Source organism: Streptomyces sp. NPDC050806 (assembly GCF_055586425.1).
Map to the genome: position 1 here is coordinate 58,643 of NZ_JBVJIF010000002.1, position 14,218 is coordinate 72,860.

A 14,218-nucleotide genomic window follows, 5' to 3' on the forward strand; every position below is an offset into this window, starting at 1 on the left:
GTGGCCCGGGGGTCGCGTGGTCACGATGGCCGGAACGGGGCGGGCGCGCTGCGGGTGGCGGGCCGTGCCGGGCGATGCGGGGGTCACCCGAAGGAGTCGGCGGCGAATGGTAGCGAGTGCCCTGCGCAATGGGTATGACACCCACCGGTCCTTGCGATGAGCATCTCATCGTGAGGTGAGCCATGTGTCCCGCCCGGCGACTCGCGTAGGCTTTCTTCACAACTCGCCCGTGCCGCCGGTTCCCCCGGGGTGTTCGTCGTGCCGTCGTGCGCGGCTGCGAGTGCTCGACAGGAGGTGCGTACATGTCCGGGACGACCACGTCCGGCAAAGAGCGGACGGCTGGTGTCACCCGGCATCGCGGCGGCGGCGCGAACCGCTGGACCGTGCTGATCGTGCTCTGCGTCAGCCTGCTGTTCGTCGCCCTCGACACGACGATCCTGTACGTCGCCGTGCCGGCCGTCACCGAGGACCTGCGGCCGGGGCCGGTCGAACTGCTCTGGGTCGTCGACGTCTATCCGCTCATCGCGGCGTCCCTGCTCATCCTCTTCGGGACGCTGGGCGACAGGGTCGGCAGACGCCGGATACTGCTCTTCGGCTACGGACTCTTCGCGATCGCCTCGGCCGGTGCCGCGCTGGCGCCCAACCCGCAGATCCTCATCGTGGCGCGGGCGCTGCTCGGCGTCGGCGGCGCGATGATCATGCCGGCGACGCTGTCGATCCTGCGCCAGGTCTTCCCCGACCGGCGTGAGCGGGCCGTGGCCATCGGCGTGTGGAGCGCGGTCGCCGCGGTCGGCGCTGCCGTCGGCCCGGTGCTCGGCGGCTTCCTGGTCGAGAACTTCTGGTGGGGCTCGGTCTTCCTCATCAACATCCCGATGATGGCCGTGATGCTGCTGGTCGGCCGCTGGATGCTGCCGGAGTCCCGGGGCGAGCGCAACGGTCCGTGGGACGTGCTCGGCGCGGTCGTCGCGGCGCTCGGCGTGCTCGGCCTGGTCTTCGGCGTGAAGCAGATCGGCAGCGGGGCGCCCGTCGTGGGCTGGACCACGCTCTGCCCGATCCTCGTCGGGGCGCTGCTGCTCGCCCTCTTCGTCCGCCGCCAGCGGCGCCGCGAGCACCCGCTGATCGACATGCGGCTCTTCGCCCGCCCGGCGTTCGGCACGTCCGTCGGCTGCATCGTGCTGGCCATGCTGGCGCTGGTCGGCCTCCAGCTCATAGCCGTGCAGTACCTCCAGCTCGTACTGGGCATGAGCCCGCTGGAGACCGGCCTGCGGATGCTGCCCCTGGTCTTCGCCGCGATGGCGGCCGGGCTCACCGGCTCCCGGATGCTGACGCGGCTCGGCCCGCGGGTGATGGTCTCGGCGGGCTTCGTGCTCACCGCCGTCGCGGTGCTCTGCCTGACCACGATGGGTACGGACGACCGGCCCTGGCAGCTGTCCGCCGGCTTCGTCCTGCTCGGCTTCGGCTTCCAGGCCACGCTCTTCGGGGCGTACGAGTCGATGCTCAGTGAGGCGCCCGCCGAGGCGTCCGGGGGAGCGGCCGCCATCGGCGAGACCTCCTACCAGCTCGGCGCCGGCATCGGCGTGGCCCTGCTCGGCAGCGTGATGAACGCCGTCTACGCGCCCGGCCTGCACCACGTCGCCGGGGTGCCGCACCGGGCGAGCCGCGCCGCGGGGCACTCCCTCGGCGAGGCGTACCAGGTGGCCGGTGACCTCGGCGGACACGCGCGCCGCGCGCTGCGCGAGGCGGCCCGCGCGTCCTTCGTGCACGGCCTGCACGTCACCCTCGTGGCCAGTGCGGTGCTGCTGCTGGTGGGCGCGGCGATAGCGCTGCGGCTGCCCCGGCGTGCCGCCGACCCTTCGGAGCGTGCCGACGGCGACGCCGCGGGCCCCGGTCACGAGTCCGAGCGGGCCACCGCCTCCTCCGGGCGCTGAGCCGCCGTTCTCCCGGGCCCGGACCCGGGCCCTCTTGTGGCGCGTCCGCGCGCGTCGTAACGTCTGCCGTAAGCAATAACTACCACTGCTAGTTTTTCGCGCAGCCGCAGGAGGCCCTCGCCATGTCCGCATCCACCCTGCCGCCCTTCGACCCGGCCGACCCGCTGGGCATCGACGACCTCCTCTCCGACGAGGACAAGGCCGTCCGTGGCACCGTCCGGCAGTGGGCCGCCGACCGGGTGCTGCCGCACATCGCCGAGTGGTACGAGGCCGGCGAGCTGCCCGGCATCCGCGAGCTGGCCCGTGAGCTGGGCTCGATCGGCGCCCTCGGCATGTCCCTCACCGGCTACGGCTGCGCCGGCGCCACCGCCGTCCAGTACGGCCTGGCCTGCCTGGAACTGGAGGCCGCCGACTCCGGCATCCGCTCGCTGGTCTCCGTGCAGGGCTCGCTCGCCATGTACGCGATCTGGAAGTTCGGCTCCGAGGAGCAGAAGCAGCAGTGGCTGCCGAAGATGGCCGCCGGCGAGGTCATCGGCTGCTTCGGCCTCACCGAGCCGGACCACGGCTCCGACCCCGCGAACATGCGGACCCATGCCAAGCGCGACGGCTCGGACTGGATCCTCAACGGCCGCAAGATGTGGATCACCAATGGCTCGGTGGCCGGCGTCGCGGTGGTCTGGGCCCGCACCGACGACGGCATCCGCGGCTTCGTCGTGCCCACCGACGCACCCGGCTTCTCGGCCCCCGAGATCAAGCACAAGTGGTCGCTGCGCGCCTCGGTCACCAGCGAGCTGGTCCTGGACGACGTCCGGCTGCCCGCCGACGCCGTACTGCCCGAGGTCACCGGCCTGCGCGGCCCCCTCAGCTGCCTCAGCCACGCCCGCTACGGCATCGTCTGGGGCGCGATGGGCGCGGCTCGCGCCAGCTTCGACGCGGCACTGGACTACGCGAAGAGCCGCGAGCAGTTCGGCAAGCCGATCGGCGGCTTCCAGCTCACCCAGGCCAAGCTCGCCGACATGGCCGTGGAGCTGCACAAGGGCGTCCTGCTCGCGCACCACCTGGGGAGCCGGCTGGACGCGGGGCGGCTCCGCCCGGAGCAGGTCAGCTTCGGCAAGCTCAACAACGTGCGGGAGGCGATCGAGATCTGCCGTACCTCGCGCACCATCATGGGCGCCAACGGGATCTCGCTGGAGTACCCGGTCATGCGGCACGCGACGAACCTGGAATCGGTGCTCACCTACGAGGGCACCGTGGAAATGCACCAGCTGGTGCTGGGCAAGGCGCTCACCGGGCTCGACGCCTTCCGGTGAGCGGGCCGGTGTGCTCTTGCGGACCGGCGGCCGCCGATCCGCAAGGGCACACTCAGCTCTGGTTGAAAAAACCGCCCTCGCGCCGGCGGCCCGTGACGTCGCCGCCGCTCACGACCCGGTAGTCGGGCGGTGTGAGGAGGAAGACCCGGGTCGCCACGCGCTCGATCGAGCCGCGCAGTCCGAAGGTCAGCCCCGCCGCGAAGTCCACGACCCGCTTGGCGTCGGCGGAATCCATCGCCGTGAGGTTGACGATGACCGGCACACCGGACCGGAAGAGCTCACCGATCCCACGGGCGTCCCGGAAGCCGTCCGGGGTGACCGTGGCGATCCGGGTGCCCTGCTCCTGTGCCGACTGGTCGGCCACCCGCACCCGAGGGTCGGTCACCCAGGAGTTGCCGCCCGTCTGTTCGGGCTCGGACCCCTCGGCGTAGTCGTCGTCGTAGTAACGCTCGTCATCGTTGTCGTCGACGAGGCCAAGCCACGCACTCGCCTTGCGCACCGATCCCATGGACGCCTCCTCTCTCCCGCGGTGTGCTGTCCGCCCCTCTATGGTCGGCCATGACGCGGATGATGTGCCAAGTGGATAGCCGCCGCATGGGGGGTTCGTGACACATCTGGTGCAATGAGGATGGCACAGCGTCAGCTCCAAGGCGATGACCGCGAACTGACTGTGCGAAGGGTGTCACACGGCGTGCGCGCCCCCTCGGACCCGCCCGGCAGGACAGATCGAAAGATAACGGCAAGAATGCATCCGCACGGATGGGACCTGGGCATATGTCATGCCGGGCGGTGCCGTGCCGCCTCTTGTCCCTGGGCCGGCGGGTTGATGCGGGAGGCGTCGATCGCGGAGCCCTCGGTGCCCCACTTCTTCAGGATGCGGTCGTACGTGCCGTCCTTCTGCAGCCGGTTCACCGCGGCCCGGAAGGCGGGGGTGAGATCGCTGCCCTTCTTGAAGGCGAATCCCACGTCGAGCCGCTGGTACTCGTTGAGGAACCGCAGCCCCTCCTGCTGCCGCACCGCATAACGCAGCCCGTTGATGGTGCTCATCACCACGTCGCTGCGGCCCTGCCGGAGGGAGATCCACAGTGCGCCCTGATCGGCGTACGTCTTGACCTCGTACGGCTTCTTCCCGGCCGCCGCGCAGTGGGGGCGGTGGCGCTCCAGGGTGGCCTCGAAGGTGGTGCCCGCCGAGGTCGCCACCGTCCTTCCGCACAGCTGCCTCAGGTCGGTGACCTTCTTCAGCGGGCTGTCCTCGCGGACCGCGAACCCCTGGCCGTCATTGATGTAGGTGACGAAGTCGATGGTCCGCTTGCGCTCCCGGGTGACACCGAAATTGCCGGTCCCCAGGTCGTACTTGCCGCTCCCCAGGGCGGGCAGGATCGCTTCAAAGCTCGCCACCTCGCGCTTGAGGCGCAGCCCGAGCACCTTGCCCACGGCGTTGGCGAAGTCGATGTCCTGCCCCGCCACGGTCTTCCCGTCCGGCAGGTAGGCCGCGCCGGGCGGGGAGCCGCCGACGCTGGCCGCGAGGGTGAGGGTGCCGCGTGTGCGTACCTCGGCCGGGAGCAGTTCCGCTGCGGCCGGGTCCTTCTTCACGTCCGTGGTGACATCGGTGGTCGGGATCCTCGGTTCGGTCCCGCCCCCGGCCGCCGCCGGCCGGGCGCCGCCGCCGTCGGGGGTGGCGCAGGCGGCGGTCAGGGCGAGGGCGGCTGCGGTGAGCAGGGCGGCGGCGCGGATTCTGTGCGGCTTCATGGCGTCGGGGTCTCCAGGTGGTGGCCGGCCGGCAGGTCCTTCTCGAACGGCAGCGGGCCGATCGACTCCGGGTCGGCGGTGAGGTCGAAGAGCGGGCGGTAACCGGCGGCCAGGTACAGGCCCTTGGCCTCCGGCTGGCGGGGCCCGGTGGTCAGGTAGAGGCGGGTGTAGCCGCGCCGCGCGGCGTCCTGCTCCAGCACCCGCAGGGCGCGGCGGGCCAGTCCGCGGCGGCGGTGCGCCGAGTGCGTCCAGATCCGTTTCAGTTCCGCGGTCGCGGTGTCGTACCGCCGGTACGCGCCCCCGGCCACCGGCGCCCCGTCCTCCAGGAGCAGCAGGAAGGCGCCGCCGGGCGGGCCGAACTCCTCGGGCGGGTACTCCCGGTCCAGGTCCACCGGCTTCTCGTAGCGGGTGCTGTACTCATGCGTCAGCTCCGCGAGCAGCGGGCGGGCCAGTGGGTCGGTCACCGTGGTGTGATGCACCGTCAGTTCGGTGGGGTGCGGTGCCGGCGCGGTCACGGGCGGTCCCGGGGCAGCGTGTCGGGCGCCTCCTTGCGCAGTACCGGCAGGACCAGGCCGGTGGCCGGTCGCCACACCGCGTCCGGGATGTTGTCGATCAATGTCATGACGCCGAAGCGCATGGTGTTCGCGCCCTTCTTCGAGCGGGCCGAAGGAACGGGGAAGAGCGAGGGGAGGGTGCGCCGAGGGAGGCGCGGAAGTGTGTGAAGGCGCGGCGGGATCGGGGAAAGGCGATCAAAACCGCGAAACGGCCCGGCCGAAGAGGGCGGCGGGCATGGTGCAGGGGGTCAGCTCAACAGGACGACGACCACACTCGACCGAAGTCGATGTGGTCGCGGGTGACCAGCCGCTGCCATGAGTACATGCCGCTAAGTGGAACAGGCATCCGTTTCCGCGTCAACTGTGACCGAGACTCAAATCTCAGGATGCGGACGGGCTTGACAGTGCGCCGTGGCGTCGCCATAGCCTCAAGGACGGCCGTGCTGAGGGGCACGACCGCTTCTTGAGCCTGTGTGAAGGCGCACCACTCCCGTGTTCGATCTCTGCATCCACGGAGCCTTCGCATGCCTTCCGCCCAGCCGGTCTCCGGCACCCTCGACACCCTTGCCCCGGCACCGCAGCCCCCGAAAACCGGTGCCGACGAGGCGCCCCGCATCGTCCCGCGCCGCCGTACCGGCCAACGGGCCGCCGCAGCCCTCGTCCTGGCCCTCCTCGCGCTCGCCGCCACCTCGGTCGTCCGCAACGACGCCTTCCAGTGGGACGTGGTCGCCGGCTACTTCTTCACCACCGCCGTCCTGCGCGGCCTGTGGCTCACGCTCTGGCTCACCGCACTGGTCATGGTGCTCGGCTTCGCGCTGGGCACCCTGCTCGCCGCGATGCGGCTCTCCGCCAACCCCGTGCTCAGAGGCGTCGGTTGGGGCTACGTCTGGCTGTTCCGCTCGATGCCGGTCCTGGTGCAGCTGCTGTTCTGGTTCAACATCGGGGCGCTGTACCCGCACATCCTCGGTGTGAAGACGGTGAACCTCTTCGGCCCGATCACCGTCGCCCTCATCGGCCTCACCCTGCACGAGGCCGCGTACGCCGCCGAGGTCGTGCGCGGCGGCATCCTCTCCGTCGACCGCGGCCAGCTGGAGGCCGCGCAGTCCCTCGGCCTGAGCCGGTGGCGGCGCGGCCGGCGGGTCGTGCTGCCGCAGGCCATGCGCGCGATCGTGCCGCCCGCCGGGAACATGCTGATCGGCACGCTCAAGGGCACCTCGATCGTCTCCGTGATCGCGGTCCAGGACCTGCTGTACTCCGTGCAGCTGGTCTACCACCGCACCTACCAGGTCATCCCGCTGCTGCTGGTCGCCACCATCTGGTACGTCGTCGTCACCTCGGTGCTGAGCGTCGGCCAGTTCTACGTGGAGCGGCACTACGCACGCGGTGCGGAGCGCGCCCGATGAGGCCGTCGGTGGTGATCGTGGGAGCCGGGCCGCGGGGGACCGGGCTGCTGGAACGCATCGCCGCCAACGCCGCCGAGCTGTACGGCGACCGGCCGCTGGACATCCACCTCGTCGATCCGCACCCGCCCGGCGGCGGCCGGATCTGGCGGCACGACCAGTCCCCGCTGCTGTGGATGAACTCCACCGCCGAGGACGTCACCATGTTCACCGACGAGTCGGTGGAGATGGCCGGCCCGGTCCGCGCGGGACCCACCCTCGCCGCCTGGGCCCGGCGGGCCGGGGACGGCACCGCCACCGGCACCGTGCCGCCCGGAACCGCCGAAGCGGCCGGCGCGCTGGGGCCGCGCGACTTCGCCGACCGCCGGCTCCAGGGCGACTACCTCGGCTGGGTCTACGACCGCACGGTCGAGGCCCTGCCGCCCCGGGTCACCGTGCACGAGCACCGGCACCGCGCCGTCCGCGTCGCCGGACCGCGCGACGGCCGCCAGCAGGTATGGCTCGCCGGCCGCCCCACCCCGCTCGTCGCCGACCTCGTCGTCCTCACCCTCGGCCACCTCGGCTCCGAACCCCCGCCCGAACAGCGGGCGCTGGCCTCCTTCGCCGCCACCCACGGACTCACCTACCTGCCGCCGGACTTCACCGCCGACAGCGACCTGTCCGGGCTGCGGGCCGGTGAGCCGGTCCTGGTCCGGGGCATGGGTCTGGCCTTCGTCGACCTGACGATCCTGCTCACCGAGGGCCGCGGCGGCCGCTACCTGACCCGGCCCGACGGACAGCTCGCGTACCTGCCGTCGGGGGAGGAGCCGGTGCTGCACGTCGGGTCGCGCCGCGGCGTCCCGTACCACTCCAAGATCGGTTACGGCTGGCCGGGCGAACGGCCGCCACTGCCGCGGTTCTTGGGGCCCGCCGAGGTGGAGGAGCTGCTCGCCCGTCCCGGCGGCCCCGACTTCACCCGCGACGTCCGGCCGCTCATCGCCAAGGAGCTGGGGTTCGCCCACTACCACCGGCTGTTCACCGCCCACCCCGAGCGCACCGCCGTCCACTGGACCGACTTCGAGGAGAAGTACGCCGCCGCCGACCCCGGCAGCGCCGCACTCCACGCCCTCGTCGCCGCCTCCGTGCCCGATCCCGCCGACCGCCTCGACCTCGACACGCTCGACCGCCCGCTGACCGGAGTGCGCTTCGCGAGCGAGGCGGCGCTGCAGGACGGCCTGCGCGCGTACATCCAGGCCGACCTGGACCGCCGCCACGACCCGGCGTACAGCCCCGACCAGGCCGTGTTCCTCGCGCTGCTGTCCGTCTACGGGCAGCTGACCCGGTTCGGCGACCTCGGCCCGTGGTGGCACGGCTTCTTCAGCTACCTCGCCTCCGGCCCGCCGGGCCCCCGGCTGCGGCAGCTGCTCGCCCTCTCCCGGGCCGGTGTCGTGAAGTTCCTCGGCGCCGACATCACCGTCACCGCCGACGAGGAGGCCGGCCTCTTCCGCGCGGGCAGCGCGAGCCTGCCCGGCACCGGGGTCACCGCCCGCGCACTGGTGGAGGCCCGGCTCCCCGCGCCCTCCGTCACGCACAGCCGGGACGCGCTCCTGCGCGACCTGTACGCCGACGGCGCCGCCGCCACGCCCGGCGGGCTGCTGCGCGTCGACGCCGCGGACGGCCGGGTCCTGGACCGCGCGGGCCGGGCCCACCCGCGCCGCTTCGCGCTCGGCCCGCACACCGACGCCCGTGCCTCCGGCGCCTTCACCCGGCCCGGGACCAACGCCCCCTCCTTCCGCCAGAACGACGCGACGGCCCGCACCCTGCTCGCCTTCCTCGCCGCCCGCATTCCCAAGGAACACCATGCCGCTGACCAGTGACGCACCCGCCGCCGACGCCCCGGAGCGCGCCGCGCCGCGGAGCGCCGACCCCCCTGCCCTGAAGGTGGTACCGGTACGCCACCCGGCGCGCTGGGCGGCCGTCGCCCTCACCGCCGTACTGCTCGCCCAGTTCGTCCACGGACTGGTCACCAACCCCGGCTGGGAGTGGGGGGTGTTCGCGCAGTTCTTCACCACGGGGACGATCCTGCGCGCGGTGGGCACCACCCTCCAACTGACCCTCTACGGCACCGCGCTGGGCTTCCTCCTCGGCCTGGTCCTGGCCTTCATGCGGCTGTCGGACAGCCCGTTCCTGAAGGTGGTGGCGGCCGGCTACATCTGGGTGTTCCGCGCGGTCCCGCTCATCGTCCAGCTGTTGTTCTGGTTCAACCTCGCCTACCTCTACAAGCGGATCGACCTCGGCATCCCGTTCGGCCCCGGCTTCCTCTCCTTCGAGACGGTCAACCTGGTCGGCGCCATGAGCGCGGCGGTCCTCGGACTCGCCCTGCACCAGGCCGCCTACGCGGCGGAGATCGTGCGCGGCGGCGTCCTCGCCGTGGACGGCGGCCAGCTCGCGGCCGCCGCCGCGCTCGGCATCCCCCGGCTGCGCCAACTGCGGCGCATCGTGCTGCCGCAGGCCATGCGCGCGATCCTGCCGAACGCCGCCAACGAGGTCATCTCCCTCTTCAAGGGCACCTCGATCGTCTCCGTCATGGCGATCGGCGAACTCTTCTACCAGGTCCAGGTCGTCTACGGCCGCAACGGCCGGGTCGTGCCCCTGCTGATGGTCGCCACCGTCTGGTACGTCCTGCTCACCGGCGCCCTCTCCGTACTCCAGCACTACATCGAACGACACTTCGCAAAGGGGGCCTCGCGATGAGCGCCATGGTCGACATCAGGTCCGTGACCAAGAGCTTCGGACCGGTGGAGGTGCTGCGCGGCATCGACCTCACGGTCCGGACCGGCGAGGTCACCGTCGTACTCGGCCCGTCCGGGTCCGGCAAGTCCACACTGCTGCGGACCGTCAACCACCTGGAGAAGGTGGACAGCGGCCAGGTCAGCGTCGACGGGGTGCTGGTCGGATACCGCCGGTCCGGGAACAAGCTGTACGAGCTGCGCGAACGCGAGATCCTCAAGCAGCGCACCCAGATCGGCTTCGTCTTCCAGAACTTCCACCTCTTCCCGCACCTCACCGTGGTGGAGAACATCACCGAGGCCCCCGTCTCGGCCCTCAAGAGGTCCCGGAAGGACGCCGAGGCCACCGCCCACCGGCTGCTCGAACGCGTCGGCCTCACCGAAAAGGCCGGTGCGTACCCCAAGCAGCTCTCCGGCGGCCAGCAGCAGCGCGTCGCCATCGCCCGCGCGCTCGCCCTGGAACCGAAGCTGCTCCTCTTCGACGAGCCGACCTCCGCCCTCGACCCCGAACTGGTCGGCGAGGTCCTCGACGTCATCAAGGATCTGGCGCACCAGGGCACCACCATGATCGTCGTCACCCATGAGATCGGCTTCGCCCGCGAGGTCGCCGACACCGTCGTCTTCATGGACGACGGCCGCATCGTCGAACAGGGCCCGCCCTCCCAGGTGCTCGACGCACCGCGCCACGAGCGCACCAAAGCCTTCCTCTCCAAGGTCCTCTGACATGCCACGCACCAGAAGGAGCACGCCCGTGCACCGCCGCCGCGCCCTGACCACCGCCCTCGCGCTCACCGCCGGATCGCTGCTGCTGAGCGCCTGCGGCAAGGGCGAGGCGGCGCCGTTGGACGCCCCGCCCGGGGGCGGCGGCGCCAAGCCGAGGATCAACACCGGCCCCGACCAGCACCGCATCCACGTCGAGAAGGCCCCGGAGATCGCCGCACAGGTACCCGCCGGGGTCCGTGCGCGCGGCACCCTCCAGTTCGGCCTGAGCACCGGCAGCAACCCGCCGCTGGGCTTCTACGCCACCGACGACCGCACCCTGATCGGCGTCGAACGGGACCTCGCCACCCTCATCGCCGACACCCTCGGCCTGAAACCCCGCTTCCACGCGCTGTCCTGGGAGAACCTCTTCGTCGGCCTGGACAGCGGCAAGCTCGACGGCGTCCTCTCCAACGTCACCGTCACCGAGGAACGCAAGGAGAAGTACGACTTCGCCACCTACCGGCTGGACGAACTGGCCATGGAGGCCCGCAAGGGCAGCCACTGGAAGGTGCGCGGCGCGAAGGACGTCGCGGGCAAGAAGATCGCCGTCGGCTCCGGCACCAACCAGGAGAAGATCCTCGTGGACTGGAGCGAGGAGAACGAGAAGGCGGGCCGCAAGCCGGTCGACATCGCGTACTACCAGAACACCTCCGACTACTACCTCGCCCTCCAGTCCGGCCGCATCGACGCCTACTTCGGGCCCCACCCGACCTCCGCGTACCACGTGGCCACCGCCGGGCAGACCGAGATCGCCGGCACCTTCTCCGGCGGCGGCGACCAGGTACAGGACAAGATCGCCGCCACCACGAAGAAGGGCAACGGGCTGGTGAAGCCCTACGCGGCGGCCCTCCAGCACGTCATTGACAACGGCGCCTACAAGAAGGTGCTCGCCCGCTGGGGCCTGGCGAACGAGGCCGTGCGGACGTCGGAGATCAACCCGCGCGGACTGCCCAGGACCGCGCGATGACCCGTATTCCGCCCTTCGCACCGAAGGCACCCTCCGCGACCACCTCGGAGTGGAGCGCCCGGCCGGCCGCTACGCCGCCGTCCGCACCGGAGAGGCCCCCTGGTGACCACCGCACGCAACAGCTGCACCTGGCCGCACACTTCCCGGGTGTGAACAACACAACGGTCTGGCCGGCCCCGCCCGCCGGCCCGGCCACCCGCACCGCCGAGCGCGGCCGCTTCGACTTCTTCTTCCTCACCGAGGGGCTGCGGCTGCGCGACGAACCGGCCCGGCGGCCGGCCACCCTGGTCCACCTCAGCGCGGGGCGCGCCGCCTGGAACGCCGTCACCTCCTCCGACGCGTTCACTGGTGAGAACCTCCGGCGCGGCGGCTGTCCCGACCACGCGGGCAGGTACCCCCGCGCCGCCGAGTGCGTCGCCACCGCGCGCGGACTGTGGGACTCCTGGTCCGACGACGGGACGCCGCGGCCGTTCGCGCACCGGGGGCAGCGCTTCATCCTCGTACCGCATCTCACCCCCCGCGGCCTGGACGACTTCGTGGACCGGGTCGTACCGCTGCTGCAGGAACGAGGCGCGTTCCGTACCGAGTACGAGGGGAACACACTCCGTTCGCACCCGGGCCTCCCGGAGCCCGCGCGCGGCCCGGTATGGAAGGGTTGACCGCCATGAGCACGGAAGCGGAGAAGGACTGGCGGACCTGGCGCGAGCTGCGCGAACGGACCGTCGCGGGGCCGTACGGGCCGCTGGCGCTGACCGGTACGCACTGGCTCGCCGACCACCCCGACGGCCGGATCGAGGGCGTCCCCGGCCACTGGGCCGAGGACGGCGGGGCGGTCCGGCTGACCGCCGGCGCCGGGGACGGGCTGACGCTGGACGGCGCCCCGTTCACCGGCGAGGTACGGCTCGGCCCGGACCCCGCGCCGGAGGAGGCCCGCGTCGCGCACGGCGACCGGCGCCTGGTCGTCCTGCGGCGCGAGGGCCAGGGGGCCGTGCGGGTCTTCGACCCGGACTCCGCCGCGCTGCGCGCCTTCACCGGCATCGACGCGTTCCCGTACGACGAGCGGTGGCGGCTGACCGGCCGGTTCCGCCCGTACGCGCAGGCGCGCAGCGTCCAGGTGCCGAACGCCGACGGCCGGGACCGGGGCCTGGGCCTCGGCGGCGAACTGGCCTTCACGGTCGACGGGGCGGAACACACCCTCCAGGTCGCGGTGGAGGCAGACGGCTCGCTGTGGGCCGTGCTCGCGGACGCCACCAGCGGGACCGACAGCTACCGCTTCCGGTTCCTGCGGCCGCCCGCGCCCGCCGCCGACGGCACCGTGACCGTCGACCTGAACCGCACCCTGCTGCCGCCCTGCGCCTTCGCCGACCACTTCATCTGCCCCTTCCCGCCGCCCGGCAACACCCTCCCGTTCGCCCTGCGCGCCGGAGAACGGCAGCTCAGCGCCGGTCACTGAGCCGCAAACCGGTCCGCGGGAACCGTCCCGGACCGCTGCGCGTCGAAGATCCGACCGAGGGGACCGGACCCACCGCCCCGGCAGCCAAAACCCCCGCTGCCGGGGCCATGTGGCATGCGCCGGACCGGAAACAGCCTCTTGCGCACCGGGCGCGGACACTCCAGACTCCCGTCCAGCGCTTGTCAGGGGCACGCGGAAAACGGAACCCGTGCTGCCTGACTGCGCCTCACGGGCCGCCCACAGGCGACCCCCGATTCCCCTCGGAGGAAGAAGTGAGGAACGAGCGCATCACCCCCCGCAGCGGCGTCGTCAGACGCACCCGGCTGATCGCCGTGGCGTCCGGCCTGATTGTCGCGGGAGCCGTTGCCATCCCGAGTGCCAGCGCCGACGTGCGGCCGGCGAGCACGTTCAGTGCGACTCAGCTCTCCGCGGCCGATGACTCGGTCCGCGCGGCGGATGTCGCGGGTACCGCATGGCGGGTCGACAAGGCGACGAACACCGTCGTCGTCACGGTGGACAAAACGGTTTCCCAGGCCGAGATAGCGAAGATCAAGAAGGCGGCGGGCGTCAACGCCGGCGCCCTCAGCTTCGAGCGCACCACCGGAAAGTTCCAGAAGTACATATCGGGCGGCGACGCGATCTACACGTCCGGTTCGCGCTGCTCGCTGGGCTTCAACGTGCGCAACAGCAGCGGTGCCTACTACGCCCTGACCGCCGGTCACTGCACCGAGGGCGGCTCGTCATGGACCACCGGCAGCGGCGCGCTGATCGGCCCGACCGCCGGCTCCAGCTTCCCGACCAACGACTACGGCATCATCAAGTACACCGGCTCCGTGTCCCATGAGGGCACCGTCGGCGGCCAGGACATCACCAGCGCCGGCACGCCCACCGTCGGCCAGACCGTCACCCGCCGCGGCTCCACCACCGGCACCCACAGCGGCCGCGTCACCGCCCTGAACGCGACCGTGAACTACGGCGGCGGCGACGTCGTCTACGGCATGATCCAGACCACGGTCTGCGCCGAGCCCGGCGACAGCGGCGGCCCGCTGTACTCCGGCACCAAGGCGCTGGGCCTGACCTCCGGCGGCAGCGGCAACTGCTCCTCCGGCGGCACCACGTTCTTCCAGCCCGTCACGGAGGCGCTGAGCGCCTACGGCGTGAGCGTGTACTGACCCTGAGTACGCCCTGGCACTTCCCCCTGGCCGGATGAGTGTTCCCGGCCCCGGGCACGTACTGAGGAATACTGCGCCACTGGACTGCAGCCAGCAGCAGTAGGCCCCCGCTCGCCGCGGCGAGCGGGGGCCCCTTGATGTGCGGCCCCCCCGCG

12 protein-coding genes and 1 pseudogene are annotated in these 14,218 nt (G+C 71.9%); 10 read left to right on the forward strand and 3 right to left on the reverse strand.

Annotation, left to right across the window (positions count from 1 at the left end; translation table 11 throughout):
* Window positions 1-302 precede the first annotated feature (302 nt).
* Together ACZ6WH_RS05745 and ACZ6WH_RS05750 are read left to right on the forward strand one after the other, a co-directional pair.
* Entirely contained in the window at window positions 303-1,928 is a 1,626-nt protein-coding gene (locus tag ACZ6WH_RS05745) for an MFS transporter (RefSeq protein ID WP_432852406.1), read from the forward strand.
* A 122-nt stretch (window positions 1,929-2,050) separates the two neighbouring features.
* On the forward strand, window positions 2,051-3,238 hold the full coding sequence (locus ACZ6WH_RS05750; RefSeq protein WP_469726359.1) for an acyl-CoA dehydrogenase family protein: 1,188 nt from the start codon (window positions 2,051-2,053) through the stop codon (window positions 3,236-3,238).
* Between the two features lie 52 nt (window positions 3,239-3,290).
* On the opposite strand, the gene ACZ6WH_RS05755 is transcribed toward ACZ6WH_RS05750, so the two are convergent.
* From ACZ6WH_RS05755 to ACZ6WH_RS05765, 3 genes are all read right to left on the reverse strand, one after another.
* Complete coding sequence (locus ACZ6WH_RS05755; RefSeq protein ID WP_361563313.1) at window positions 3,291-3,746, reverse strand: cell division protein SepF; 456 nt, start codon at window positions 3,744-3,746, stop codon at window positions 3,291-3,293.
* Window positions 3,747-4,015: 269 nt separating this feature from the next.
* Complete coding sequence (locus ACZ6WH_RS05760) at window positions 4,016-4,987, reverse strand: ABC transporter substrate-binding protein (protein WP_469726362.1); 972 nt, start codon at window positions 4,985-4,987, stop codon at window positions 4,016-4,018.
* Window positions 4,984-5,502, reverse strand: coding sequence for a GNAT family N-acetyltransferase (locus ACZ6WH_RS05765; RefSeq protein ID WP_469726363.1), 519 nt, complete (start codon window positions 5,500-5,502; stop codon window positions 4,984-4,986). Before ACZ6WH_RS05765 ends, ACZ6WH_RS05760 begins: the two co-directional genes overlap by 4 nt.
* A gap of 563 nt (window positions 5,503-6,065) precedes the next feature.
* Between ACZ6WH_RS05765 and ACZ6WH_RS05770 the strand changes: the two genes are divergently transcribed.
* The 8 genes and pseudogenes from ACZ6WH_RS05770 to ACZ6WH_RS05805 all read left to right on the forward strand — a co-directional run bounded on the left by ACZ6WH_RS05770 (window position 6,066) and on the right by ACZ6WH_RS05805 (window position 14,063).
* Window positions 6,066-6,944: an amino acid ABC transporter permease gene (locus tag ACZ6WH_RS05770; RefSeq protein ID WP_469726365.1), complete on the forward strand. Its 879-nt coding sequence runs from the start codon at window positions 6,066-6,068 to the stop codon at window positions 6,942-6,944.
* Complete coding sequence (locus ACZ6WH_RS05775) at window positions 6,941-8,797, forward strand: FAD/NAD(P)-binding protein (RefSeq protein ID WP_469726367.1); 1,857 nt, start codon at window positions 6,941-6,943, stop codon at window positions 8,795-8,797. Before ACZ6WH_RS05770 ends, ACZ6WH_RS05775 begins: the two co-directional genes overlap by 4 nt.
* A complete protein-coding gene (locus ACZ6WH_RS05780; RefSeq protein ID WP_469726368.1) occupies window positions 8,781-9,674 on the forward strand; it encodes an amino acid ABC transporter permease in 894 nt (297 codons plus the stop codon). The genes ACZ6WH_RS05775 and ACZ6WH_RS05780 overlap by 17 nt, the downstream gene beginning before the upstream one ends.
* Complete coding sequence (locus ACZ6WH_RS05785) at window positions 9,671-10,432, forward strand: amino acid ABC transporter ATP-binding protein (RefSeq protein WP_469726370.1); 762 nt, start codon at window positions 9,671-9,673, stop codon at window positions 10,430-10,432. The genes ACZ6WH_RS05780 and ACZ6WH_RS05785 overlap by 4 nt, the downstream gene beginning before the upstream one ends.
* 28 nt (window positions 10,433-10,460) lie before the next feature.
* Entirely contained in the window at window positions 10,461-11,438 is a 978-nt protein-coding gene (locus tag ACZ6WH_RS05790) for an ABC transporter substrate-binding protein (RefSeq protein WP_469726372.1), read from the forward strand.
* A 122-nt stretch (window positions 11,439-11,560) separates the two neighbouring features.
* A pseudogene (locus ACZ6WH_RS05795) lies at window positions 11,561-11,953 on the forward strand (LLM class flavin-dependent oxidoreductase); the annotation flags it as partial.
* Window positions 11,954-12,102: 149 nt separating this feature from the next.
* Window positions 12,103-12,891 carry a DUF1684 domain-containing protein gene (locus ACZ6WH_RS05800; protein WP_469726374.1) on the forward strand — a complete coding sequence of 263 codons (789 nt, stop codon included), beginning with the start codon at window positions 12,103-12,105 and terminating at the stop codon, window positions 12,889-12,891.
* A 272-nt stretch (window positions 12,892-13,163) separates the two neighbouring features.
* On the forward strand, window positions 13,164-14,063 hold the full coding sequence (locus tag ACZ6WH_RS05805; protein ID WP_361563343.1) for a S1 family peptidase: 900 nt from the start codon (window positions 13,164-13,166) through the stop codon (window positions 14,061-14,063).
* Window positions 14,064-14,218: the final 155 nt, after the last annotated feature.